21 protein-coding genes are annotated in these 25,365 nt (G+C 65.7%); 5 read left to right on the top strand and 16 right to left on the bottom strand.

The window, feature by feature from the left end:
* Positions 1-17 precede the first annotated feature (17 nt).
* The 4 genes from ACZ1J6_RS20855 to ACZ1J6_RS20840 form a co-directional block, all read right to left on the bottom strand.
* Positions 18-638 (bottom strand): 6-phosphogluconolactonase, encoded by a 621-nt coding sequence (locus ACZ1J6_RS20855; protein ID WP_314464077.1) that lies wholly within the window; start codon positions 636-638, stop codon positions 18-20.
* A 197-nt stretch (positions 639-835) separates the two neighbouring features.
* The gene (locus tag ACZ1J6_RS20850; RefSeq protein ID WP_132268409.1) at positions 836-1,294 is read right to left on the bottom strand and encodes a Dps family protein; all 459 of its coding nucleotides are present in this window, start codon (positions 1,292-1,294) and stop codon (positions 836-838) included.
* 124 nt (positions 1,295-1,418) lie between these two features.
* A complete protein-coding gene (locus ACZ1J6_RS20845) occupies positions 1,419-1,976 on the bottom strand; it encodes a hypothetical protein (RefSeq protein WP_465127965.1) in 558 nt (185 codons plus the stop codon).
* Positions 1,977-2,004: 28 nt separating this feature from the next.
* A complete protein-coding gene (locus tag ACZ1J6_RS20840) occupies positions 2,005-2,757 on the bottom strand; it encodes an HAD-IIB family hydrolase (RefSeq protein WP_132268405.1) in 753 nt (250 codons plus the stop codon).
* A gap of 62 nt (positions 2,758-2,819) precedes the next feature.
* Here ACZ1J6_RS20840 and otsB point away from each other — a divergent pair, with 62 nt between their 5' ends.
* From otsB to ACZ1J6_RS20820, 4 genes are all read left to right on the top strand, one after another.
* Positions 2,820-3,950 carry a trehalose-phosphatase gene (gene otsB, locus ACZ1J6_RS20835; RefSeq protein ID WP_465127964.1) on the top strand — a complete coding sequence of 377 codons (1,131 nt, stop codon included), beginning with the start codon at positions 2,820-2,822 and terminating at the stop codon, positions 3,948-3,950.
* Positions 3,947-5,761 (top strand): glycoside hydrolase family 15 protein, encoded by a 1,815-nt coding sequence (locus ACZ1J6_RS20830; RefSeq protein ID WP_132268401.1) that lies wholly within the window; start codon positions 3,947-3,949, stop codon positions 5,759-5,761. Before otsB ends, ACZ1J6_RS20830 begins: the two co-directional genes overlap by 4 nt.
* 101 nt (positions 5,762-5,862) lie before the next feature.
* Entirely contained in the window at positions 5,863-7,281 is a 1,419-nt protein-coding gene (gene otsA, locus ACZ1J6_RS20825) for an alpha,alpha-trehalose-phosphate synthase (UDP-forming) (protein WP_132268399.1), read from the top strand.
* Between the two features lie 215 nt (positions 7,282-7,496).
* Positions 7,497-7,751 (top strand): hypothetical protein, encoded by a 255-nt coding sequence (locus tag ACZ1J6_RS20820; protein ID WP_465127963.1) that lies wholly within the window; start codon positions 7,497-7,499, stop codon positions 7,749-7,751.
* A 91-nt stretch (positions 7,752-7,842) separates the two neighbouring features.
* Here the strand turns inward: ACZ1J6_RS20820 and ACZ1J6_RS20815 are convergent, their stop codons facing one another.
* From ACZ1J6_RS20815 to ACZ1J6_RS20785, 7 genes are all read right to left on the bottom strand, one after another.
* Positions 7,843-8,688: a hypothetical protein gene (locus tag ACZ1J6_RS20815; protein ID WP_465127962.1), complete on the bottom strand. Its 846-nt coding sequence runs from the start codon at positions 8,686-8,688 to the stop codon at positions 7,843-7,845.
* 224 nt (positions 8,689-8,912) lie between these two features.
* Positions 8,913-10,283: a UDP-glucose dehydrogenase family protein gene (locus ACZ1J6_RS20810; RefSeq protein WP_132268398.1), complete on the bottom strand. Its 1,371-nt coding sequence runs from the start codon at positions 10,281-10,283 to the stop codon at positions 8,913-8,915.
* A 193-nt stretch (positions 10,284-10,476) separates the two neighbouring features.
* On the bottom strand, positions 10,477-11,649 hold the full coding sequence (locus ACZ1J6_RS20805; RefSeq protein WP_132268396.1) for a hypothetical protein: 1,173 nt from the start codon (positions 11,647-11,649) through the stop codon (positions 10,477-10,479).
* A 6-nt stretch (positions 11,650-11,655) separates the two neighbouring features.
* The gene (locus tag ACZ1J6_RS20800) at positions 11,656-13,884 is read right to left on the bottom strand and encodes a GumC family protein (RefSeq protein WP_166675218.1); all 2,229 of its coding nucleotides are present in this window, start codon (positions 13,882-13,884) and stop codon (positions 11,656-11,658) included.
* Positions 13,885-13,948: 64 nt separating this feature from the next.
* On the bottom strand, positions 13,949-15,382 hold the full coding sequence (locus ACZ1J6_RS20795) for an O-antigen ligase family protein (protein ID WP_465127961.1): 1,434 nt from the start codon (positions 15,380-15,382) through the stop codon (positions 13,949-13,951).
* 743 nt (positions 15,383-16,125) lie between these two features.
* Positions 16,126-17,313 carry a glycosyltransferase gene (locus tag ACZ1J6_RS20790; RefSeq protein ID WP_134093961.1) on the bottom strand — a complete coding sequence of 396 codons (1,188 nt, stop codon included), beginning with the start codon at positions 17,311-17,313 and terminating at the stop codon, positions 16,126-16,128.
* A gap of 60 nt (positions 17,314-17,373) precedes the next feature.
* On the bottom strand, positions 17,374-18,540 hold the full coding sequence (locus ACZ1J6_RS20785; protein WP_465127960.1) for a nucleotide sugar dehydrogenase: 1,167 nt from the start codon (positions 18,538-18,540) through the stop codon (positions 17,374-17,376).
* 744 nt (positions 18,541-19,284) lie between these two features.
* Between ACZ1J6_RS20785 and ACZ1J6_RS20780 the strand changes: the two genes are divergently transcribed.
* On the top strand, positions 19,285-20,328 hold the full coding sequence (locus ACZ1J6_RS20780) for an SDR family NAD(P)-dependent oxidoreductase (protein ID WP_132268384.1): 1,044 nt from the start codon (positions 19,285-19,287) through the stop codon (positions 20,326-20,328).
* 96 nt (positions 20,329-20,424) lie between these two features.
* Here ACZ1J6_RS20780 and ACZ1J6_RS20775 read toward each other — a convergent pair whose 3' ends face one another.
* Genes ACZ1J6_RS20775 through ACZ1J6_RS20755 form a run of 5 tightly spaced genes read right to left on the bottom strand, consistent with a single transcriptional unit; the run spans position 20,425 to position 25,362 of the window.
* Positions 20,425-21,462 (bottom strand): acyltransferase family protein, encoded by a 1,038-nt coding sequence (locus ACZ1J6_RS20775; RefSeq protein WP_465127959.1) that lies wholly within the window; start codon positions 21,460-21,462, stop codon positions 20,425-20,427.
* An 18-nt stretch (positions 21,463-21,480) separates the two neighbouring features.
* Positions 21,481-22,872: an O-antigen ligase family protein gene (locus ACZ1J6_RS20770; protein ID WP_465127958.1), complete on the bottom strand. Its 1,392-nt coding sequence runs from the start codon at positions 22,870-22,872 to the stop codon at positions 21,481-21,483.
* Positions 22,869-24,308, bottom strand: a complete 1,440-nt coding sequence (locus ACZ1J6_RS20765; protein ID WP_465127957.1) for a lipopolysaccharide biosynthesis protein — start codon at positions 24,306-24,308, stop codon at positions 22,869-22,871. Before ACZ1J6_RS20765 ends, ACZ1J6_RS20770 begins: the two co-directional genes overlap by 4 nt.
* An 11-nt stretch (positions 24,309-24,319) precedes the next feature.
* A complete protein-coding gene (locus ACZ1J6_RS20760; RefSeq protein ID WP_132268377.1) occupies positions 24,320-24,790 on the bottom strand; it encodes a serine O-acetyltransferase in 471 nt (156 codons plus the stop codon).
* The gene (locus ACZ1J6_RS20755; protein ID WP_465127956.1) at positions 24,787-25,362 is read right to left on the bottom strand and encodes a serine O-acetyltransferase; all 576 of its coding nucleotides are present in this window, start codon (positions 25,360-25,362) and stop codon (positions 24,787-24,789) included. The genes ACZ1J6_RS20760 and ACZ1J6_RS20755 overlap by 4 nt, the downstream gene beginning before the upstream one ends.
* Between the last annotated feature and the right edge of the window lie 3 nt (positions 25,363-25,365).

The following is a 25,365-nucleotide window of genomic DNA, read 5'->3' as shown; positions in this document are numbered from 1 at the left end:
CAGGTTCAGCAGGCCGTTCAGCAGAAGCAGGTCACCTTGTGCCGGGCCGCGCGCAGCAGCCGGGCGACGGGCAGGTCATGCTCGCCCTGGATCGCGGCGTCGAACACGGCGCGCTTGTCGGCACCGCGGATCACGAAGACGATCTCGTCGCTGTCGGTCAGCGCCGGGATCGTCAGGCTCAGGCGGTCGAACGGCGCTTCGGGCGGCAGTGGGTCGGGGGTGATCCGGCGGACCGCATGGGGATCGTCAACCTGCGGGTCCGTGTTGGGAAAGAGCGAGGCGATGTGCCCGTCCCCGCCCATGCCCAGCCAGGCGATGGCAAAGTGCGGCGGCTGGGCCTCTTCGGTCAACGGCACGATCCGTGCGCCGACCGGCTCCAGGCGGGCGCGGATCTTGCCGACATTGCTGGCGGCATGATCCTCGTCGACGATGCGGTCGTCTCCCGGCCAGACCGCGATGCGGTGCCAGGGCAGGTCCATCGCCGCCAGCCGGTCGAAGATCGGGAACGGGGTGGAGCCGCCGGGGACGGTGATCGCGATGTCGTCCGGGCTGGTCGCCAGCGCGGCCCTGAGGCGCTCGGCAAACCAGGCGGCGATGGCGCCATCGTCGGCGCCTTCGATGATTTCGAGTTTCGGCATCCGCGTTGCTTAAGCCGGTTTTGCCGATTGCGCGAGAGGGAGCTTGCGTCCAGGCCCCGGCGGCCGAACCTGTAAACGCGAACGGCGCCGCCCCCGGTGGGGAGCGACGCCATCCTGCTTCCGGAACGGACCCGCAAAGGGACGGCGTTTCCGCGCCGGAAAGGGCCAGCCCGCAGGCGGGTGGCCCCTCATTCCTGTCAGGCGAGAATTTCGCGCAGGAACCAGGCGCGCTGCTCGGCCTGGTCGGTCCAGTCGTCGATAATGCCGTCGGTGGCGTTGTCGCCCGCTTCGCCGGCCAGTTCCTTGGTGGACTTGAGCGCGGCGACATAGGCGCTGTTGTCTTCGAACAGTTCCTTGACCATGCCCATGGCATCCAGGCCGGTATCGTCCTGGTTCGCGACCGAGGTTTTCGCGGCGATCGAGCCGATCGAGGTCATGGTGGTGCCGCCCAGCTTGCGAACGCGCTCGGCAATGAGGTCGGTCAGGCCGAAGATCTCGCCGGCCTGGGTGTCGAACAGCAAGTGCAGGTCATGGAACTGCGGGCCGCGGACGTGCCAGTGGAAGTTCTTCGTCTTGATGTAGAGCGCGAAGGTGTCGGCCAGCAGCCCGTTCAGGCTGTCGATCAGAGCGGCCCTGGAATTGTCCTTGGATGTCATGCCGTGGTTCCCCAATTGCTGTGTGACGTTGCATGCCGGCCTTGGCGATCTGGCCCCGGCCCTCGATGTCTTATGTAGATTTGTGAACGCGGAATTGAACCCCCGGTTCACGATCAATTTCCGATCAGAGTATCGAAAATTCCCGCAGGAACAGAACCAGCGCCGCCGCAAGCAGGCCAAGTCCGACGATCCGCCGGACCCAGCGCAAGGCGGCAAGATCGAGTAGATGAGGGCCAGCCCAGGCCGCTGCGGCCAGCACGGCCCCGCCCACGGCACCCGCCGCACCGGAAGCCAGCGGCGCCGCCATGCCCACGCCCATGCCGAAGATCAGGAAACGGGCCGCGTCGGTCGCCTGGTTGGCGAGCAGCACCAGCAGCAGCGCGCCCAGCGAATTGGTCGGCTCGGCCGGGCGGCGGCGCGGCACGAGGACCAGCGATTCCAGTCCCGCCAGCCCGAGCGCCATGCCGGCGAAAATGGCCCGCGCCGGTGGCGGCAGTTCCGCCAGCATCAGCCCCGCCAGCCAGGCAGCGAAGGCGGCGGTGAGCACCGCGCTCAGCAGGGCGACCAGCAGGACACCCGGCCGCCGCCCCTGCCGCGCGACAAGACCGGCGATCGTGACCTGGTCCCGCGAGCCGAAACCGGCGAGCAGGACCGCGATCAGCGTCAGGTAGAAGGCAGGCACCCGCCGGTTCGCGCGGGAGGCGTTGCCGTCAGCCCGCCTTCTGGCAGGCGATGATCGCCGCGATCACATTGGCGGTATCGCCGGCATCGCGCACGCAGATCGTGTCGAGGCCCATGGCCTTCGCCGGATAGTCGTTGCCGCCGGGGAAGATGGCATCACCGATGAACAGCATGTCGGCCTCGGCCACGCCGCTGTGCTCGGCCAGGCGCTTGAGGCCCCAGGCCTTGTCGACACCGGGCTGGGTGACGTCCACCGACGTGGCGCCGCCGAGATTCACCGAAACGCCGGGCAGGCGCTTCACCAGGTCGGCCTGGATCACCTTGCGCTTGGCGAAGTCGGGATCCCAGACTTCCTTGGCTTCGAGCGGGGCCTGCTGGCCGAGCGCCGAGAAGGTGATCTGGCTGCCGCGATCCTCGATCCGTTCGCCCCAGGTCTCTTCCGGGGTGAAGCCGGTGGCGGCGAGCGAGGCGTCGAAAGCCTCCAGAATCTCGCGCTTCTGTTCGTCGGTGAACAGTTCGGCGTAGACCGGGGTCCAGGCCTCATCCTTGTGGACGTAGAGCTTGGCGCCGCTGGTCGGCATCAGCCAGAGCCGCGAACGATCGGCATGGGCGGGCAGGCGGCTGGCCACCTGCTTGTCGAACTGGGGCCAGTCGCCACCGGAAATCACGGCGACTTGCGCCACTTCCAGCAGTCCGGCCATGAGCTGCGCCATCTCTTCGGTCAGCGGCTGCTTGCTCAGCGCCAGGGTTCCGTCGAGATCGAATGCGATGATCTGCTTCATTCCATGCCTTTTCGCATTTGCGTGTGGGAGCGCCCTGCCATCAACGGCGGGAGAAGGAAATCGTGTTCCTGCGCCAATACGATGACAATTTCTGCGACTTGTGCGGAAAATTCCATGAACCGCAGCCTCTTGGCGCCAAAATGCACCTGATTTCGCCCGTCATTAGGACGCGCTCTCGGGCCGGTTTGGAACCCTGGAGACGACCGTTCGTTGCACTGCGACATTCGGCCGATCCGGCGCAAGTTTCGCCGCAAGAGGGGTGGCCATCCTCCTTCGAAGGTGCAAGACTGAACGTAATGACCGATCCACGCGAAAGTCCATCGCTGGCGGAACATGGCGCAATTCCGCGCGATCTGCCGCCTCCTCCTCCTCTGACGCCCGGATTTCGCCCGGAATTCGACACGGAAGCCTTCGACACGGAAGCCAAGGTCGTCCCCGCTCTCCTGGACGCGGATGAACCGATTGCGCTGTTCCTCGACTTCGACGGCACGCTCGTCGAGATTGCCGACCATCCTGACGGGGTGATCGTCCCCCCCGACCTGCCGGAACGGATCGCGCGCCTGTCGCAGCGCCTGGACGGACGCTTCGCGATCGTGACCGGGCGTTCCCTCGATGCGCTGGAAGCCATGCTCGGGCCGCTCGACGTGGCGGTCGCCGGATCGCATGGCGGCGAGTTTCGGGCCGCGGGCACCCGCGATGTCGTCCCGCTCGCCCAGCCCCTGCCCCCCGTGGTCGCGCAGCGCCTTTCGGACTTTGCCCGGGCCAACGGCGACCTGCTGGTGGAGCCGAAGCCGTTCAGCATCGCCGTCCATTACCGCCGCCGGCCCGAAGCCATGCCCGCCCTGCTCGCCTGCGCGGCCGAGACCGGTGAGGCGTTCGGCCTGAAACTGAAGCACGGCAAGCAGGTGATCGAACTGTCGATGCCCGGTTCCGACAAGGGCAGCGCGGTCGCTCGTTTCATGCAAATGGCGCCGTTCGCCGGTGCCAGGCCGCTCTTCGCAGGCGATGACGTGACCGACGAAGACGCTTTCGCGGCCGTGACCCGGCTCGGCGGCGCGGGAATTCTTGTCGGGCCGATGCGCCGGACTCTCGCCCGCTGGCGGTTGGACGGTGTACCCGCCGTGCACGACTGGCTCGCGGGCGCCACGCCAGACCACGCTTCACATTCGAATAGGGAGAACAGCCCGGCATGAGCTCGCTCGAACTCTGGCCCATCGGCAATTGCCAGGTCTCCGGCCTGATCGACACCAGCGGCGCGCTCGTCTGGGGCTGCGTTCCCCGGGTCGATGGAGACCCCACGTTCTGCGCCTTGCTCCGCGGCGCGGAAGGGCAGGACGCCGGCACCTGGCGCTTCGAACTGGAAAACCAGGTCTCGGTCACCCAGCGCTATTCGCGCAACACACCGATCCTGATCACCCGGCTCGAAGACGCGGGCGGCGGGGTGGTGGAAGTCATCGACTTCTGCCCTCGGTTCGAACGCTCGAGCCGGACCTACCGCCCTGTCGCCTATGCGCGCATCGTTCGCCCGGTCAGCGGATCGCCGCGCATCCGCACGGTGCTGACGCCGATGAGCGGTTACGGCGCGCAGCTCGCGCCCGTCACGCGCGGCTCCAACCACATCCGCTACCTGGTGGAGCGCAACACCCTGCGGCTCACCACCAATGCCCCGGTGGGCTACGTCTTGGACGAGCGTTACTACCGGCTCGAAACCACCCAGCACTTCTTCCTCGGCCCCGACGAGCCCTTCACCGGCGATATCGAGCACGAACTGGAATCGATGCTCCGCCACACCGGCGACTACTGGCGGCTCTGGGTGCGCGGGCTGGCCACCCCGCTGGACTGGCAGGACGCGGTGATCCGCGCCGCGATCACGCTCAAGCTCTGCCAGCATGAGGAGACCGGCGCGATCGTCGCCGCGCTCACCACCTCGATTCCCGAAGCGCCGGGCAGCCAGCGCAACTGGGACTACCGCTATTGCTGGATCCGCGACGCCTATTACACGGTCCAGGCCCTCAACCACCTGGGCGCGCTGGACGTGCTGGAGAAATACCTCTCCTACTTGCGCAACATCATCGACGATGCCGAGGGCGGCGCGATCCAGCCGCTCTATGCGGTGAGCGGCGGACGCGAGATCATCGAATGGGAAGCGCCGGACCTGGCAGGCTACCGCGGCATGGGTCCGGTGCGCATCGGCAATGCGGCATATTACCAGGTCCAGAACGACTGCTACGGGCAGATCGTCCTGCCCGCGATCCAGGCGTTTTCCGATCAGCGCCTGCTGCGCATCGCCACGCACGAGGATTTCGCCAGCCTGGAACAAGTGGGCGAAATGGCCTGGAAGACTCACGACCAGCCCGACGCCGGACTTTGGGAACTGCGCACCCGCACGGCCGTGCATACTTATAGCAGCGTCATGAGCTGGGCCGCCTGCGACCGCCTGGCCAATGCCGCCGAGTTCCTGGAGCTGCACGACCGCGCCGCGATCTGGCGCGAGCGTGCGGCCACCGTGCGCAAGAACATCGACGAACATGCCTGGCACGCGGTTGAGGGCGCCGACTTCGACGATGGCGGTGCCGGGGGCCACTATGCCGCCAGCTTCGGCGGATCCCAGCTCGACGCCAGCCTGCTGCAGATGGTCGAGCTGCGCTACGTCGATGCCGACGATCCGCGGTTCCAGGCCACGCTCCAGGCGGTGCAGAAGGCCCTGCGCCGCGGCGAACACATGCTGCGCTATGATAGCGAGGACGACTTCGGCCTGCCCGAAACCGCCTTCAACATCTGCACCTTCTGGCTGATCGAGGCGCTGCACCGCAGCGGCCAGGACGAAGAGGCGCGCCGCCTGTTCGAGGCCATGCTCAACCACCGCACCCGCTCCGGCCTGCTTTCCGAGGACATGGATTTCGAGACCGGCGAGCTGTGGGGGAACTTTCCGCAGACCTATTCGCTAGTAGGTATCATCAATTGTGCCGGGCAACTGTCCCGGTCTTGGCGGGACTGGCGCTGAGTCCGTTTCGAGATTTGCCTCAGGCGAATTTCGCGGAATGCTCGCCGGTCCCGCAAAACGCGTCCGCTCTGTGCTCGCGGACGCGTCACAGGGGAATGTAAATGGGTAGACTGATCGTCATCTCGAACCGGGTCTCGGTTCCCAAGGCGGCTGGGGCCGCCGGGGCGCAGGGAGGGCTCGCGGTGGCGCTCAACTCCGCACTTCGCGAACATGGCGGCATATGGTTCGGCTGGTCCGGGCAGGAGACCGAGGACTTCACCGGCCACCTCGACATGCAGCGCAACGACGGCATCACCACCGCCACGATCGACCTCGAACCGCAGGATATCGAGGAATACTACAACGGTTATGCCAATCGCACGCTCTGGCCCTTGTTCCACTACCGCATCGACCTGACCGAATACGACCGCAATTTCGGCGAAGGCTATGAACGGGTGAATGCCCGCTTCGCCGATTCGGTGCTGCCGCTGATCGAGAACGAGGACCTGGTCTGGGTCCACGACTATCACTTGCTCCCGCTCGGCTCGCAGCTGCGCGAAAAGGGCGTGAAGAACCGCATGGGCCTGTTCCTCCACACGCCCTGGCCGCCCACGCGCCTGCTGGTTTCGCTGCCGTTCCACGAACGCCTCGTGGCCTCGATGCTGGAATACGATGTGATCGGTTTCCAGAACACCGAATGGCTGGAAAGCTTCCTGCACTATGTGCAGAAGGAAATGGGCCTGAAGGTCAATCTCGACAATTCCGTCGAGTACCAGGGCCGCAAGATCATCGCCCGCGCCTTCCCGATCGGCATCGACTTCGCGGAATTCACCGAATCCGCCGCCGGTCCGGGGGCCAAGGAAGCGCATGACCGGCTGAAGTCCAGCGTGCGCGGCCGCAAGATCCTGATCGGCGTCGACCGACTCGACTATTCGAAGGGCCTTGGCGAGCGCTTCGAGGCTTTCGGCCGGTTCCTGGCCGACAATCCCGACGATGCGGGCAAGGCCGTGCTGCTCCAGATCGCGCCCCCCTCGCGCGGGGACGTCGCCAGCTATCAGCAGATCCGCGAGGACCTGGAGCGCAAGACCGGGCACATCAACGGCGCTTATGCCGATGTCGCCTTCGTGCCGATCCGCTACGTCAACCGCGGCTATCCGCGCGACCAGCTCGCCGGGTTCTACCGCGCGGCGGACATCGGCCTCGTCACGCCTCTGCGCGACGGGATGAACCTCGTCGCCAAGGAATATATCGCGGCGCAGGATCCCGAGAACCCCGGCGTGCTGATCCTTTCGCAGTTCGCGGGCGCCGCGCATCAGCTGAAGGACGCACTCCAGGTCAATCCCCATTCGATCGAGCACGTTGCGGAAACAATTCGCAAGGCGCTCGACATGCCGCTGGCCGAACGCCGCAAACGCCACGCCAAGCTGCTCGCTTCCGTGCGCGACAATGACGTCCAGCGCTGGCGCGAGGACTTCGTGAAAGCGCTGGAAGGCAAGCCCCCACAGCGGACCAGTACGACCAGGCAGGACGAAGTGGCCTGACGTTTCAGTTCGACCCGGAAGAACGGTCATCCATCATGAAATCGCCTGTCATTTGCGAAACGTAACTCGCCTGCCACCAATCTGACCTCTAAACTCGCTAGAAAGGGAAATGCGGAGGCGACTCCGCAAGGTCACGCGGCAAAGCCGCGGGCTGCAGGATGACCAGAAAGGGATCCGGGAAACCGGACCCAAGAAGAACAGGCACTAGAATGAATATGAATACGACTCTCTATGGCGAGTGCGTCAGCGCTGGCGGTTCCACCGCGGTGCGCATTTCCGATCTCGCCAGCCTTGGCTGCGCCGTGGAGACCGATGCCCCGGCCGCCAGCATCGAGGGCGATCTCACGCTCTGGATCGGCGCCATAGGCCCGTTCGCGGCCACGGCCACGCGGCGCGATTCACGCAGCCTTTCCGTCCGCTTCGCCGAGCCGCTGGATCGGCAGATCGTGCAGCACTTCGCCCTGATCTGATGGGGCGGACGAGACGCCCGCAAGACTGAAAGCCGCCAGGATCGGCGCGGTTCATCGCCGCGCCAAACCCTCCCGGAATTACCGCAGGGCTTCAGAAGCGGCGGTGATCGCTGCCATCCACCAGATCGCAGATACCGCTGAAAGCATAAGGCGCAGTGCCCTGCACGCTGATCCGGCCGCTGCGGCGGTCGATGGTGACCTGCGGCTTGTTCAGCCCGTTGAGCCGATACCTGGCGCGGATCATGTCCGGCCCCTGCTCCACATCGTAGAGGTCCCACCAGCCGTCCTGCCCCCGGCTGTTGATCGGCGGGACCAGCTTCTTCCGCAGGCGGATGCGCCCACCGCCGGACCAGAGCTGCACCATCAGCGATGCGTCGAACTGCTGCCCCGTCATCTCCGTGCGATTGCCGTAGTCGTATCGCTCGGTGCGGCTGTTCCACGTCCAGCCGTAGCTCGTGGCCATGCCGGGACGGGTGCCGTCCCCGAAGCAGACCAGCCCGAAGTCCACGTTCTGGCCCTCCACCTGATAGCGGTCGCGGTCCTGGACGTAGCTGGGCGACTGGCGCTGCGATGAAGGGGCGGCGGCGTTGTAGCCGATATCGGGGTGATAGGCCGAGCGGTCGCGGTCAATCCCGCTGCCGGCGCTGCGTCCGCAGTCCGGCGCCGGGGTGGCGACGATCGAATCGTAACGCCCCTCCTTCGTCGCGACCGAGAGGCACTGCGACCGGGAAGCGCTCCACCAGTAAGTGTAGCTGCGGTCGTCGCTTTTCTCGGCCTTGACGCGTTCGTAGCCGCGGGCGCGCAGCTCTGTTTCGCCGCCCGCGGCGCGGGCACCGACGAGGTCGGCCAGGCCTTGCGGCGCCTGCGCCCCGGCCGCTTGTGCCGAAAGGGCAAGAACCAGCGCCAGCATGGGCATGGATATCCTGACGTGCGACATCGGACAGGCTCCCCTTCGAACGACGACAGATTCCGCATGGTGCAAGGCATCACGACGCCTTGAAGAACATGGTCCATGGCCCGCCCCGGAGGCTGTCCAATGGCAAGGGATGTGTTCTGCCGAAAGAATGCCGGCCCGGATGACAGACATCGGGGCCGAACCTGGCCCGGACCCGAGACTGGCTCGGATCCGGGTTCGGCCGGTGGCAACTCAGGCGAAACGCATCAGGCCGGCACGGGGCTGGGTGCCTGTTCCCCGTCGTTCCGGATCTTTTCCTTGGGACGCGTGCCGCGTCCTACCGAGAGGTAAGTGAAGCCCGCTTCCTGGACATGCTCGGGCTTGTAGACATTGCGCAAGTCGACCAGCACCGGCGCCTTGGCGATGGCCTTGATGCGGACAAGGTCGAGCGCGCGGAACGCGTCCCATTCGGTCACCAGGACGACAGCGTCGGCGCCTTCGATCGCGGCGTAGGGATCTTCCTTCATCTCCACTTCGGGCATCAGCGGGCGGGCCTGCTCCATGCCTTCGGGATCGTAGGCGGCCACCGTCACCCCGGCATCGGCCAGCGTCTGGGCAATGGCGATCGACGGCGAATCGCGCATGTCGTCGGTATTGGGCTTGAAGGTCAGGCCGAGCATGGCCACGCGCTTGCCGCGCGCTTCGTCCACGCCGCCCAGGGCATCCACCACCTTGCGTCCCATGGCGCGCTTGCGGGCATCGTTGACCTTGACCACCGCCTCGACGATGCGGACCGGGCTGTCGTAGTCCTCCGCCGTCTTGAGCAGGGCCAGGGTATCCTTGGGGAAGCAGGAGCCGCCATAGCCGGGTCCGGCGTGGAGGAACTTGCCGCCGATGCGGTTGTCGAGGCCGATGCCCCGCGCCACGTCTTGCACGTTGCCGCCCACTTTCTCGCAAAGATCGGCCATCTCGTTGATGAAAGTGATCTTCACGGCCAGGAAGGCGTTGGCGGCATATTTGGTCAGTTCCGACGAGCGGCGACTGACGAACAGGATCGGCGATTCGTTGAGGAACAGCGGGCGGTAGACCTCGCGCATGACATCGCGGCCGAAATCGTCCTCGGCGCCGATGACGATGCGGTCGGGCCGCTTGAAGTCGCCGATGGCAGCGCCTTCGCGCAGGAATTCGGGGTTGGAGACCACGGCAACGCGGTGCGGCGGATTGCATGCGCGGATGATGCGTTCCACTTCGTCGCCAGTGCCCACCGGCACGGTCGACTTGGTGACGATCACGGCATCGCCGGAAAGGTGCTCGCCCACTTCCTGCGCCACGGCGTAGACGTAGGAGAGGTCGGCATGGCCGTCACCGCGCCGCGAAGGCGTGCCCACGGCGATGAAGATCGCCTGCGCGCCGGCAATGCCTTCGGCCAGGTCGGTGGTGAACGAAAGGCGCTTGGCGGCCACATTGGATTCCACCAGCTCGGCAAGGCCCGGCTCGTAGATCGGCATCATGCCGTGGAGCAGCCGCTGGATCTTGGTCTCGTCCTTGTCGATGCAGACCACTTCATGGCCGAAATCGGCAAAACAGGCACCCGAGACAAGGCCGACGTAGCCCGAACCTACCATCGCAATCTTCATGGCGCTTCCATTTCCTTATGAACTTTGGGGAAGTTATCCTTGTCCCCCGCCCGGTCGGCAAGTCAGCCATTCGGGCAGGTACTTAACCGAATTCTCTCTCGACTTGGCGGTTTCGCCCCATCAGGGTCGTTCCTTTCCGAAGCGGAAAACCGGGCAAGACGCCGAGCCGGGACCATCACATCGAAAAGGCGCTCTAGGCCGGGTCGATCTCCAGCCTGCCGATCTCGCCTTCGCCCCGGCCGGAGAGGATCACGAGTTCCTGGCTCGCGCAGAACGTGTCCGGAATGAAGAAATCGGTAGAGCCTGAGGTCATTTCCGCATCGCCGAGACGCCGCGCCGTGCCATCCTCGGCATAGCAGACGATCTGGAGGACGATGGGCCGGAAGCCCGCTTCCGCATGAGCAGCCCCGTCCATCCGGGCGCGGTAGTTGCCCGGTGCCAGCAGCGCATTGCGCTTGGCGATCACGCTGCGCAGCGGCTCGCGGTTGCGGTAATGCAAAACGGTGCCCGCCTTGCTGCCGGTGAAGCTGCGATCCAGCCCGGATTCCTCGGGATATTGCCAGTCGAACGGTCCGATCGGCGCGCCGTCTCCCAGGTCTTCGCGGAAGGCGAAATCGGCGGCCCGTGTGAAGTGTCCATTCGCGCAGAGGTTCTGCCACAGGATAGACGCCGCTTCGGCGCGGCCGGAGCGGACCAGCATCAGCGTGCGCGGGGAAAGCGCGGCGCAGTCCACCCTGGCGCCCTTGCGGGCCATGGTGGAGGCCACCGTTTTCAGCGCCTCGGGCCTGATCGCGGTACCGGCCCAGGGCAGGAAGGCGTTGGCCCAGTACTTCTCCTGGCCCACTTGCGCGGCGAAGGCATCCACCCCCTGAGGGCGCGAAAGCAGGTCGGCGGTCATGTCCTTGAGGCGATCGTCGTTGAGCCCGATCCGCCAGAGCGCCACGGTGCGCTGGGCGGCGATGCTCCATTCCTCGGCCTGGAGCGCCAGCATCACCAGCGTCTCCTGCGTGAAGCGGTCGCGCCAGCCCCGATCGCCCGCCAGGACCACCGAACGCAGCGCGGCGTCCTGCTCACCCTTTTGAAGCTGCCCGTAAGCGAGCAGCGCCAGCCCTTCCGAAGGAACCGGACGGCGGCGCACGAAGGCTTGCGACAGTGCCACACCCCTTGCCGCATCGCCGCTGTCGTAAGCCTCGTGAGCCAGCGATTCCAGCGAGGAAGACTGGAGCGAGGCCGGCACGAAGCGGGCTACAAGCTGGGCCACGGCGAAATTGCGCCGCCCTTCCCGGTCCATCTCCACGCCCACCGCCACGATGGCGGCCAGGGCCAGGATGGCGATCCACGCCGTGCGACCGATCAGCGAGGTCATCCCGCGTCAGTCCTTTTCGCCGTAGCTGTAGTAGCTTGCGGCATAGTAGTTGTAGTCCTCTCCGCCCACCTTGGGGTCGAAGCGGTTGAGCACCACGCCCAGCATGTTGGCCTTGATCAGGGCCAGGCGGCGCAGCGCGGATTTCACCGCGCCGCGATGGAAACTGGAGGCATCGACCATGAACAGCACGCCGTCCGCATGGTTGGCCAGCAGCGCCGCATCGGAAAGGCCCAGCAGCGGCGGGGAGTCGATCACCACCACATCGAACTTGCGGCGCGCTTCCTCCATGAAGTGCGGCAGCCCCTCGCCCGAGAGGATCAGCGCGGGATCCGGCGGCGCGGGCAGTGCCGACATGTAGCTGAGGCTGGCCACCTCAGTGGGCTGCAGGGCCGCATCGAAGGTCTTTTCGCCGGTCAGCACGTCGGTCAGGCCTGTTGCCTTCCGGTCGCTCATGAAGTTGTGCAGCGTCGGGCGCCGCAAGTCGGCGTCCACCAGCAGCACCCGCTTGCCGAGCACGGCGATGTCGTGCGCCACCGCGCGGGCAGTCGTGGACTTGCCCTCGGATTCGCGCGAACTGGTGACCATGAGCACTTCCGGCAGGCCGGTCGCGGTGGAATAGCGCAAGTTGGTGACCAGCGAGCGATAGGCCTCGCTCACCCGCGAGCGGCGGTCGTCGAAGTGGCTGGCGACATCGCCCCCCTTTTCCAGCGGGATCAGGCCCAGCAGCGGCATGCCCAGCTTGCGCTCGACATCCTCGGGCGAGCGGATCGCATCGTCGAAGATCTCGCGCAGCAGCACCGCACCGGCGGCCAGCACCAGGCCCAGCACCAGCGAGGCAACGATATTGACCAGCAGACGCGGCGAGTAGGGCTTGGCGGGCACTTCCGCGCCGTCGACCAGCGTCAGGTTGTTGGACGAGGCCCCGGCCGTGGCGTTGAGCTGATTGTAGCGCGAGAGCAGGGTGTCGTAGAGCGTCTTGTTGGTATCGGCGATGCGCTTCAGCACGGCCAGCTGAACGCCGCGGTCCTGCTCCTTGAGCGCTTCGCCGCGCAGCGATTCGACCTGGCCCGAGAACGACTTCTCGCGCTCCTGCGACGACTTGTATTCGAGATAGGCCGACTTCTTGATGGAATCCGAGATGGCGCCGATGCGGCTCTCGTATTCGGCGATTTCCGCCTGCTTCGACTTCACCGTGGTGAAATCGTCGAGGTGGCGGGTGCGTTCCTCGGCAAGGTCCGCCTCGACCTTGGCCTTCTCGGCCAGGAGCGTGGAGACGGCCGGATTGGCGTTGACTTCGGGAATAGCCAGCGGCGCGGCCTTGGCCAGCGTCAGCCAGCGATCCTGCGCAGCGATGCGGTCCGCCGTGGCCTTGGCCGCCGCATCGTTGAGCTGGACCAGCGTGTTGTTGGTGACGGAAAGCACCGATTCCTGGTTGCCGTCCTGCCCCTGGCTGGTCACGCGGATCAGGCCCGCAGCGCTGGCATACTGGTTGAGATCGCGCTCGGACTGAGTGACCTTGGCGCGCGCCTCGTCCAGCTGGTCGGCCAGGAAACGCCGGGCGTAGGAGGAACTGTCGTACTTCTGGTTGAGATTCCGCTCCATGTAGCGCTCGCCATAGAGCTGCGCCAGCTTGGCGGAATAACCGGGGCTGCGGCTGCTGACGCTGATGCTGACGATGCGGCTGTCGGGCGGCAGCGTCACGGTCAGGCTGCCGAGCAGCGAATCGATGGCGCTTTCCTTGCGAAGCTGGTCCAGCTTCTTGGTCCCGCCCGATTTCAGCACGTCTTCCTGCGTCGGCATGTCGGTGCCCATCGCTTCGTAGAAGGCGGGATCACGATCGAGCCGGCCGCTTTCGACCACGCTTTCGGCCAGCGAGCGGCTCTGGATGATGCCGAGCTGGGTCTGCAGGAAGCGCTCGGCGTCCTGGACGTTGGTGACCTTCTGAAGCTCGCTGCCCTCGATGATCTGGTCGGCCTGGTCCTCGATCAGCACGCGCACGCCTGCGCTGTAGCGCGGCGCGATCAGCAGCGTGACGATCACGCCCAGCACCAGCGTTGCCGCCACGATGGCCGCGATCAGCGCGATGTTGCGGCGGACCATCCCCATGATGGTCTTGAGCAGCGCGGTCAGGTCCGGCCCGGATTCCTCGCCGTAAAGCTCGCCATGGGAAGCCCCTTGGGGAAATCCGTGAGAGGGGCCTTCGAGACCGACCCGATCGAGAAAAGCATCGTTCAAGATATGTCCCGCCATCCTATTGTTTCCACGCGAGCGGTTATTGACCCGAAGTTCGTTCATAGGTTCAGGAAACCCGTTCTGATGAGGCGAAGGCGGTCAAGCCGTCCTCCTGCCCGGACCGGCCCCCACGCCCGCCTGTGCCCCTGCTTCCGGACCTGCCGGCCGGCCGGCTTCTGGCGCCCTTGTTACCCCCCTGTTCAGGCGCGCCGCGGCGACTTTCGGCCTCGTCCCGCTCCGCGCCGATCAGCAGCGCGGCCATCAGCGCGAAAAGGCAGAGCAGGGTCTGGCTGCGCAGCGGGTAGTCGGTGATCGACTGAAGCGCGACCAGCGCGAACGTGCCCACGCCTGCCAGCCCGATGCCGCCACGGCGCAGCGCCGCCACGCCGAGCCGTCCGAGCACGAAGGCCCAGCCCAGCACCAGCGCAATGCCCACCAGGCCGGATTCCAGCGTGGCCTCCAGGAAGTCGTCATGCGCACGCTGGGCGCGGCCATAGCTGAGGTTTTCCAGGGCCTCGTCGGCCTGGAACACATCGTCGAAGGAGCCGATCCCGCTGCCGACCGGCCAGTAACGGCGCGATGCAGCCACGGTGTCCTTCCAGATCAGCGGGCGCTGCTCGTCCTCCACCGCGTCGAAGCGTCCGAACGCGCTCTGCACGCGCTGGTTGTTCGCCAGGAGGCTGGCTGCGCCTGCCAGGACCAGCACCACGGCGCCCACGGCGATCGCGGTTCGGCGGGTCAGGGTCGGCCGGCGCCAGCGCACCCAGCGCCAGGCGGCCAGCGCGGCGGGCACCAGCAGAAGCAGCATGCTCGTGCGCGAACGGGTGAGCACGACGCCCACGATCAGCAGCACCGCGGTCGCCATGCCGCCCAGCGTCCAGATCGCGCGGATCTGCCGCAGCGGGAACACCGCCACCAGCGCCACCAATGCGATGTCGAGCATGAGCCCGCCGGTGTTGCGGTTGGCGAAAGTGCCCTGGAGATCGGGCGAGCCGATGGTCTCGGCGTAGAAGACGAGGTGGCGATTGCCGGTCGCCAGTTGCTGGGCGCCGAGCAGCACGACGATCAGCCCGCAAGCGACCACCAGCATGAGCAACTGGCGCTTGTCTTCGCGCCCCAGCTGCCAGGCGACGACGAGGATCGCGAGCGCCGGCAAGAGCGCGAAGAAGGCGATGGCCGTGCGATTGGGGTCGAGCGAGAACGGCATCCAGACATCGCTGCCGCCGGTGAGGTCGAGCGATTGCCCCACGAATTCCCGGCCCGGCAGCGCCTGCCAGATCGCGGGCGGCAGCGGCACCAGCTGAAGCAGCGGCAGAAGCAGCGTCAGCGCCACCAGCACGACGAGCCCGCGCGGAGCAGTGCGGAAGAAAGCGGCCACGGCCGGACCGTTGATGGCCAGGATCGCCAGGCCTGCAAGCTGGACGACCAGGTTGGCCAGGCCCGCGCCGGACCCGCCGCCGCCGAACAGCAGTCCGACAAGAACGAGGATTCCGGCCTGCACCGTGCGGCTTCCCGGACGGGCTTTCGGCACGAAGACCGTGCGTTTCTCAGCTAACGACCCAGACAGAGCTTCTTCCTTATGATTGCAGATCGGGATGCGAAAATGTCTGCTTTCGCAAGTCTCGCCCAATCGAAAGGGCTTCCATGGAGCATTCCGTCGGCATCGGTCTGCGACCCGGCTGACGTTACTATCAACAACTCGACTGGTAAGAATTACAATGACAGAACTTATACTGAGATATTTCAGAAGAACCGCATCACATGCAGTCCTGAAAGAGCCCGTTCCTTAACTGCAGCTCCCAGGCGAAGTAGCGGCCAGCAATCGGCTGGCGATGGCGAAGGGCTGCACGTCTCTCTGCGTCATGAGTCCTCCTGGAACTGCGCTATACAGGTCAATCGTCTTCTTCGACCATACCGCGCTGCACAATGGAGGGCAAATTGCGAACCGGGAATTTGCCCTCGATCCGGCCCCTCTCGTCGCACTTTCAAGCCTTTCCATCGCAGTAGCCGGAAAGACGCCGGATCGCGTCGACAGTAAAACCGATTGCAGCCCCTCGCTCCCTGTCGATCCGGTGGATTCGCAATGCGCTATCCAACCTCTCGCCGACGCTTTTCAGCGCCTTAACGCCGACCGCCTGCGCAGATGCGAAAAACCGGGAGCCGCCACGAAGACCGCTCCCGGTTCAAATTTGCGCGCGTCCGGGATCTGTCGACTGGTAGCGAAGACAGATCCCGTAAAGTCGATCAGCTAATGAGACTATTGACGCAGTCCGAATACTGCTGGCGGAACCGTTCCTCACCGAAGCTGGCGGCATTGGCGATACAATCCTCGGCGCGGATATCGCCCTCGCCCTCGACGAACATGTCGATTGCGCCGACCAGGCTTTCCACCGTCTGATCCTCGAACCACACGCCCGTCGCCCCGCTGCTGCCCAGGGGCCGCACGGTCTCGGCCGTGCCGCCCTTGCCCAGGCACACGACCGGGGTTCCGCAGGCCTGTGCCTCGACCGGAACGATCCCGAAATCCTCCAGCGCCGCAAAGACCAAGGCCCGCGCCGTCTGGAATTCGGCGATCAACTGCTCGAATGGGACGTGCCCCAGGATCTCGATATTGGAGCCGGCAATCTGGCGGATCTTCTTCATGTCCGGCCCGTCGCCGATCACTCTCAGGCGCAGGTCCGGGCGGCGATTGAAGGCCTCCACGATCATCTCGACGCGCTTGTAGGGCACCAGACGCGAAGCAGTGACGAAATGATCGCCGCGCGATGCCGTACCGGGCACGAAGTTGCCGGTATTGACGGGCGGATAGATCACTTGCGCCTCGCGGCGGTAGATCTTCCAGATGCGCCGGGCAATGAACTGCGAATTTGCCAGGTAATGGTCCACGCTCTGCGCGGTGCGCATGTCCCAGAGCCGGAAGCGATGCATCATCTCGCGCGCAACCGCCCGTTTCAGCCCGCCGAGCGTGCCGCCGACCGTGGCGATATACTCATGAGTAAGATCCCAGGCATAACGGGCAGGACTGTGGACGTAACTGACGTGCAACTGACCCGGGCCGGTTATCACGCCCTTGGCCAGGGCCGCGGAGGAACTGAGCACGACATCGTGCTCGGTCAGGTCGAACGCCTCGATCGCGCGGGTCGATTGCAGCAGGAGGAAGCGGTAATACTGCTCCACCAGCGGCAGATCGTTAAGACCGGACGTCTGTATCCTGTGATCGGCGCCGAAGAACTCCCGCGTGACTTCCTCGGGAAGGAAGTTGAACAGCGTGAAGATGTCGCTGCCCGGCGTGCAGTGCGCCATTTGCTGAAGCACGCGCTCCGCCCCGGCAATCAGGGGAATCCAGTCATGGACGAGCGCGATACGCTCGCCGCGGATCAGCGCCGGGCTCCCTGTCAGGGGTGCTTCGGCGACAGGAACACTATGTTTCATGGGCGTAAGTGGTCCTTCGAGGATGGGGCGGGACGCCGCCGGGCGAAGCCCGGCCTTGCGCTAGTCGGACCCGAACAGATCGCGCGAGAAGACCTTGTCCCTCACGTCGTCGAGTTCGGGCAGTATCCGGTTGGTGACGATCACGTCGGCGCGCCGCTTGAACGTCTCCAGATCGGCTTCGACCGGGGTGTTGAAGAAGCTGTCATCGGGATAGCTCGGCTCGTAGAGCACCGTCTCGATGCCCTTGGCCTTGATGCGCTTCATGATCCCCTGGATCGAGCTTTGGCGGAAATTGTCGGAACCGGCTTTCATGACCAGGCGGTAGAAACCCACCACCCTGGGCCTGCGCGACAGGACCATGTCGGAAATGAAGTCCTTGCGCGTCCGATTCGCCTCCACGATCGCACCGATGATGGTCTGCGGGACATCGTGGTAATTGGCCAGCAACTGCTTCGTGTCCTTCGGCAGGCAGTATCCGCCATAGCCGAACGAAGGGTTGTTGTAGTGCGAGCCGATGCGCGGATCGAGGCCGATGCCTTCGATGATCTGGCGCGCCTCCAGCCCGCGCGAAAGCGCATAGCTGTCCAGCTCGTTGAAATAGGCCACACGCATCGCGAGGTAGGTATTCGCAAATAGCTTGATGGCTTCGGCTTCGGACGGATCCGTAAACAGGACCGGTACATCCTTCTTGATCGCGCCTTCCAGCAGCAGTTCCGCAAAGACTTTTGCCCGCTCCGACTGCTCCCCCACCACGATTCGACTGGGATGGAGATTGTCGTGAAGCGCCCTGCCCTCGCGCAGGAACTCGGGGCTGAAGATCAGGTTGCGCGTGCCCATCGCCTCGGAAGTCGCGGCGGTGAAGCCCACGGGGATGGTGGACTTGATCACCATGACCGCATCGGGCGCATGGTCCATGACCTCGCGGATGACGGCTTCGACCAGGCTGGTGTCGAAGCGGTTGGTCACTTCGTCATAATTGGTGGGCGCGGCGATGATCACGTAGTCGGCGCCGCGATAGGCTTCCGCGGCATCCAGCGTGGCGCGCAGATTCAGGTCATCGCGGCGGAGGAAAGCCTCGCACTCGGCATCGACGATCGGCGAGCGACCGGCATTGATCATGTCCACCTTGGCGGCCACGACATCCTTGGCCACGACTTCGTGGTTCTGCGCCAGCAACAGCGCATTCGACAGACCGACATAGCCAACGCCTGCAACAGCGATCTTCATTTCTGCTCCTCTGACCGCCCCGGACGGGGCAGGTTCGACAAGTGCGCCCCGGCCGCTTGAACCGGGGCTTCCGATGCGGGGAAATATCGGAAACTTCCAGCAGGTCAAACTGCTACCGATGGGCACGAGTGCTCTGCCGAGGATCGCGAGCCTGTTCAAGCGCCTGCGCAGAATATGGGATAATCGGGTGCAGTAACGCGACGGAATCCATTCTTGTCCGCAAATTGACGATGAAAGACATCGAACCGCCATGCTGCGGCGCAGCTAAAAGAAGCCCGACGAGGCATGTCGCACGCACCGTCAGGCACTGTTCCGGGTCTCGACAAGCGAATCGATTCGCGGCGATGACGGCGCCCTAGCCTTGCCACCGGGCTTGTTCATCTTGCAGTCATCTTGTTGAATAAGAATAATAGTTTCAGCACGATTTACCAATTTCCGGTACCGATGCGGGACATGCGGCCCCCAGTGCAGGGGCAACCTCGGCTTCTGAATGGCGCACCGAATGCGCGCTTTGCCGCGCTGCAAAATCGATTGTCGTTCCGCGCCCACCTCCTGCAATCGAATTTGTAGGATGGGATCGCCGGACGCGCCTCGTTGCCCAAATCCGCTCGACTGAGAACAACCGCTCGTAAAACTGTCGGCCACCCGTTCCCTCAGTCGGACGCCTGCCCTTTCGGGCGACTTGCCAAGTGCGTCTCGGGCCTCCAGAAAGTACGGACATCTCCACAAAATCTGGACTTTAGCATGACTGATGACGTCGTCGGCAAGGCTGCCCCCCGTACGGCTTTGATTACGGGTGCCGCGGGTTTTATTGGGTACTACCTTTGCCGCAGACTGCTGGATGACGGTTTCCGGGTGATCGGCCTGGACAGCCTGAACGATTATTACGAAGTCGCGCTGAAGGAGCGGCGGGTGGCGATGCTCAGCCAGTCCGAGCATTTCCACTTCATCAAGGGCAAGCTCGAAGACCCCGAGCGGCTGATGCAGATCTTCGCCGATGAACGGCCCGAGATCGTGGTCAATCTCGCGGCCCAGGCGGGCGTGCGCTATTCGATCGACAATCCGCGCGCCTATGTGGAAGCGAACCTGATCGGCGTGTTCGAGATGCTGGAAGCCGCGCGGGCCTATCCGCCGCAGCACATGCTGATGGCATCGACCTCCTCGGTCTACGGCGCCAATACCGAGATGCCTTATGCGGAGACTCACAAGGTCGATACGCAGATGTCGTTCTACGCGGCGACGAAGAAGGCCAATGAAGCGATGGCGCATTCCTATGCGCATCTCTACGATCTGCCGATAACGATGTTCCGCTTCTTCACGGTCTACGGGCCGTGGGGCCGCCCGGACATGGCGCTGTTCAAGTTCACCAAGAACATCCTCGCCGGCAAGCCGATCGACGTCTACAACCATGGCGACATGAAGCGGGACTTCACGTATGTCGAAGATCTCGTCCAGGGCATCCGTCTCCTCATCGACAGCGCGCCGGTACGCCCGGAAAGCGCCGAGGACATCGCCGGGCACGATAGTCTTTCGCCGGTCGCGCCCTGGCGTGCCGTGAACATCGGCAATTCGGATTCGGTGCAGCTCATGGACTTCGTGCGCGCCATCGAAACGGCAACGGGCGTGAAGGCCGAGATCAACATGATGCCGATGCAGCCGGGCGACGTGCCCGCAACCTGGGCCGACGCCTCGCTGCTGCAGGAACTGACGGGCTACCGCCCCACCACTTCGGTTACCGAAGGCGTGGCGAAGTTCGTGGATTGGTACCGGGACTATTACCAGGTCTGAGCGGCCGATCCTTGCAGGAAACGGGGGGGCTGCGTCACTGACGCGGCCCCTTTTTTCATGGCCGCCTTTGCCGGGACCGGGCCTGCTCGTCCGGTATCAGGCCCCGCTGCCAACGGAAGGGCCATCGGCGAACTCGGGCCGGGCAGACGCTTGGACGAAAGGTTCTTCCCGGCCCCGGCGTTTTCGCAGCGGCTCGAAGCCCAGCACGCCGGCAAGGCCGCAGCGGCGCGAAAGGTCGAACAGGACCAGCGGCAGCAGCACGCCCGCCGCCGTCGATACCAGCACGACCACGGCGACATTGCCGAGCCCCAGCCGCGTCAGCACCACGCGCATGCCGGCAGCGAAGATGATGTGCGTGAGGTAGATCGGCATGGTCCGCTCGCCGAGCTTCCGGGCGCCCAGCTTGTCCAGCAGCGCCCCGCCGTTCAGGCAGAGGCCGAGGAAAGCGACGCAGGCCGCGCCGCCGCACAGATAGGCGGGCACAGTGTCGAAGGGCGAGACGGCGAGCAGGAAGGCCGACGCCTCGGCCGCGAGGAAGGCTGCGAGGCAGGGCACGAGCGGCAGGCCCCTCTCCAGCCAGCGCGTACCCGCCAGCAGGCCCACGAAGAAGAAGGGGGCGTGCTGGAGGATCTGCCCGGTCAGGCCCTGCGGCTGCAGCACCACGACGGCGGCCAGGCAGGCCGCCGCGATCGCGGCCGCCGCGGCCCTTCCCCGCAGCACCATGGCCACCGCCTGGAACAGGAACAGCGCGAGCAGGAACCAGAACACGCTCTTGGGCGGGAACGGATAAGTCAGCACTTCGAAGGGCGAGATGCGCCCCTTGTTGCCCGCTCCGGTCACGAGATGGACGCAGCCTTCCACCCAGGCCCAGAGGCACATCGGCCAGAGCAGGTTGATCGAGATCCGCGACAGCCCGTTCCGCAGCGCGCCGCCGCCCAGCCTCTCCGGCGCCTTGAACAGCATGCCGGAAATCAGGAAGAACACCGGCATGTGGAACAAGTAGACGGCGCGGTCGATGGTCTGGAACACGTGTGGATCGACCAGGCCCTGTCCGTCCAGTCCGCGCCAGACATGGCCGAACACGACGAAGAGGATGGCGACGCCGCGTGCGGCGTCCAGGCCCTTAATGCGCATGGGGTCCTCGGTGCATGGTCATGACGTTCCCGGCGTCCAGGGCCCCCGCGCCCAGTGGCGGTTTTCGGGGTCTCGGCGGGGGTTGGGGTAAGGGTTGGGAGCGGGGCGGGGCAGCGCGCGGATCGCTTTCTGAATCCGGCCGCGCGCGCCGCTCGCCAGCGCCGGATAGGCGCCGAGCGAGGCGGCAAGGCCGATCAGCACGAGCGGCGCCGCACCCTGGCAGTTGATCGTGGCGGAGAGGATGGCGATCACGAAGCCGATGTGCCGGTCCGGCCGCGGCACCCGCACCAGGCGGCGGATCAGTTCCACGCCCATCAGCACGCCGAACAGGCCGAACTGGTAGAAGATGTAGAGGAACAGGTTGTCCACCGCGCTGAACGGCGAGACATAGACGCCCGTGTAGAAAGCCGATGGCCCCACCGATCCGAAACCGTGGCCCAGCAGGGCCGTCGCCGGGCCGCCATCGACGATCATGTCCCAGATCCCCGGCCAGGTGACGTGAACGCGCACGACCATGCTGCTCATGCCCACCGAGATCTCTCCCACGCCGTCGATGGCAAGGAACCAGAGCCCAGCCAGAGCCGGCAGGAAGAAGCACACCGAAAGCAGGGCGCCCAGCGCCATGCGGCCCGGCCCAAGCCCCTGGAACCAGCGCCAGGGCCAGAAGTCGATCACCATGGCCACGGCCAGCGCGATCAGGTTGGTGCGCGAGGTCGTGACGTTGAGCGCCCAGAGCGTCGCCACATAGATCATCAGGCGCACATGCCAGGTGCGGGCCTGCCGCAGCACGATCAGCGCCAGCAGCAGCAGGATGCTGGCCGAGGCGCTGCTCGCCGCACCCAGCCCGGCGATGCGCTCCTGCCCGTGGATCCACCATTCGCGCCCGGCCTCGCGCTCGACGCCGAATTGCGAGACCGAGTAGCCCGTCCAGGGCATCGTCGCGCGGGTGTCTATCGCCACGCCGGCGATCCCCAACACCAACAGCGCCAGGCAGGCCCATCGCCAGACTTTGGCGTTGAGATACGTGGGGGGCAGCATGAGCACCGCGATCAGCGGGCAGAGCAGCTTGAAGCCGGAGAACACGGCCACGGCATTCTGGTAGACCACGATGCCGACAGCCATCTGCACCGCCGTCGCCGCGAAAAGCCAGATCAGGGGCGTCGGCAGCCGCAGCGTCACGGCCGCCAGCAGCAGGCGTGCCAGCACCACCGCGATCACGGCAAGATCGGGAATGAACCAGAGCGGCCCCAGGCCGAAGCGGTCGAAATAGTAGCGCGCCGCGCCGCCGAAGACTTCGCGCGCCATGATGAGCAGCACCGCCGCGCCGGTCAGCGTGGTCAGCAGGGCGGCGAAGTTCTGGCTCCGCTTCCTTGCGGGGCGCGGGCCGTAAGGAAGCGCGCCGGCACTCATGCCGCGCTCCAGCTCTGGCTGTTGCGCATGATCCAGCCGTGCCCGCGCCAGACCACCAGGCAATAGAAGGCACCCGCCGCGCCAAGCAAGGCCAGGCAGGCGACCGGCTCGCTGAAGCCGCGCAGCGGCACCAGTGCAGCGCCGAGTGCCAGCGAGAGCACGACCACGAAGGCGGAGGCGCGCGTCAGCAGCGGTGTGCGAACATGGCGGCTCACCACCGCGTAGAACAGTGCGAAACTGCCGATCTGCGAGACCGCTATGCCGATCGCCATGCCGGTGAGGCCCGCCAGCTTCACCCCTATGATGCCGCTGGGAACCAGCAATGCCAGGTTGACCGCCGGCGAGATGATCAGCAGCCGCGTCTTCTTCACCAGTTGCAGCGCCACCGAAAGGTGGAACGTGGTCAGCGCCTTGAGGATGGCGGCGATCGCCACATAAGGCAGCAGCATGGCCACGGTGTCGCGGAACGAGGGACCGACGAAAAGATGCGCCACCCCCGGCGAAAGCGCCGCCAGCACGGCCGCGGCCGGGGCGCCGATCATCAGGTAGACGATGAAGTTCTCCGCCAGGATCTTCTCGCCCGCCTCGCGTCCCTCGTTCTCGAACGCGCGGACGATGGCCGGATAGGCCGAGAGATTGACCGCCAGCATCAGGAAGATCACGGTCTTCTGCATGAGGTCCACGGAGACCGAATACTGGCCGACCGCCGCCTTCCCCAGCGTGGAGGAAACGATGTAGCGATCCGCCACGGCGCTGGCATAGCCGAGCCCCGAACTGACGATCAGCGGCGCGCCGTAGCGCAGGATTTCCTTCAGGTCCGCCGCCCGCGCCTGCAGCGGCCGCAAATTGCGCCAGGCCGCGTCCGTGACGTTGGCAAGCACCGCGCAGCCGATCTGGGCGCCGAGAATGCCGATGGCCACGCCCAGCGCGCCCATGTCGAAGAACCAGACCAGCACCGCACCCACCGCCAGGGAGAGCGAGGAGCGCAGCGTCATCATCGCGAAGAAGCGCCAGCTGAGCAGGCGAAGGCGCGCGCCGACAGTGCTGATCGCAAAGAGCATCTCGGAAAAGAGCCAGAGCCACATCGCCGGCCACCAGTCGGGCGCAACACCCATGAAATGAACCTGGAAGCCGCGCAGCGACAGCGCCACCGGAAGCAGCAGCAGGATCAGGCCCAGCCCGACGGTGGCGAGGGCATTGGCGATGTCCGGGTTGAGCTGATGCTCGGCCGCGGGGTCGTAAAGCAGGCGCGAGGCGGTAAGGCGCAGCCACTCGAAGATCGTGGCGTTGAGGAACAGCACCGTCGCCGAGACGAGCGCATAAGTGCCGAACTCGGCCGGGCTGAGCAGGTGAGTCCAGACGATCAGCGAGAGGAAGTTGAGTCCGCTCGATATGCCCAGTGCCGCGGTGGTGATCGCGCCCTTGGAGAGTTTCATGCGCCCGAGCTTCATACGGCCAGGAGGTCCTTGCGCTTCTGCGTGACGATCCGGGCCGGGGCGCCGACCGAGGTGGCGCCGTCCGGCACGTCCTGGAGGACCACGGAATTCGCGCCGATCCGCGCCTCGCGGCCGATGCGGACCGGGCCGACGACGACCGCGCCGGCGTAGATCACCGCACCCGGTCCCACGACGGGGTAGCCTTCCTCCCGGCCCGACTGGCCGATGGTGACGTGCTGGTAGATCGTGGCGTTCTCACCGATCTCGACATCGTGGCCCACCACGATGCCCACCGGATGCGGCAGGTTGATCCACCCCGCCGGGCGCGAAAGCGGGGAGATGTGGCAGGCATAGCGCCAGTGGATGTAGCGCCGGATCACCGTCGCCATGGCGCGCCCCATGCGACCGCGCGGGTAGAGCCGGCACATGCGCCGCCAGAGCGAGACGAGGCCCGCGCCTTCCATGGCCCGCGCCCCGCTCATCGCCGGGCCTCCGTGCGCAAAGCCTCCGTTTGCAGGGCTTCATGGCCAAACGGACGCGGCGGCAGGATCCGCGCCGGTACGCCGACGGCGATGTGCCCCGCAGGAACCGATGTCTTGACCACGGCATTGGCGCCGATCACTGCACCCGCGCCGATCTCGATGCCGCCGATCACCGTCGCGCCCGCGAAGATCGTGGCCCCGGCGCCGATGCGCGGGCAGCGCCCGGCGGCGCCGTCCTGGCCGATGGTGACGTGCTGGTAGATCGTCACCCCGTCTCCGATCACGGCATTGTCACCGATCACCACGCCCACCGGATGCGGCAGGTAGACGCCCTCGCCGACATGAGTGGTCGGCGCGATGTAGCAGCCATAGGCGCGGCGGATGTGCCCCCGGATCACCCGCGCGAGCACCCGCCCCGCCGGTCCCGAGGCCCAGAGCCCGCTCATGCGCTGCCAAGCGCGCAGAATGCCGCTGCTCGGGCTGAACCGTCCCACCGGCAGGCCGCGCGCCGGCAGAGTGCCAGGGGCGGCGTGGAGGTCGGCCGGGGCGAAAGTGCCGTCGGTCACAGCCATTTC

The organism is Novosphingobium sp. BL-S-21 (assembly GCF_055521655.1).
Note: the sequence above shows the minus strand (reverse complement) of the source record. Positions and strands in the feature narration are given on the sequence as shown.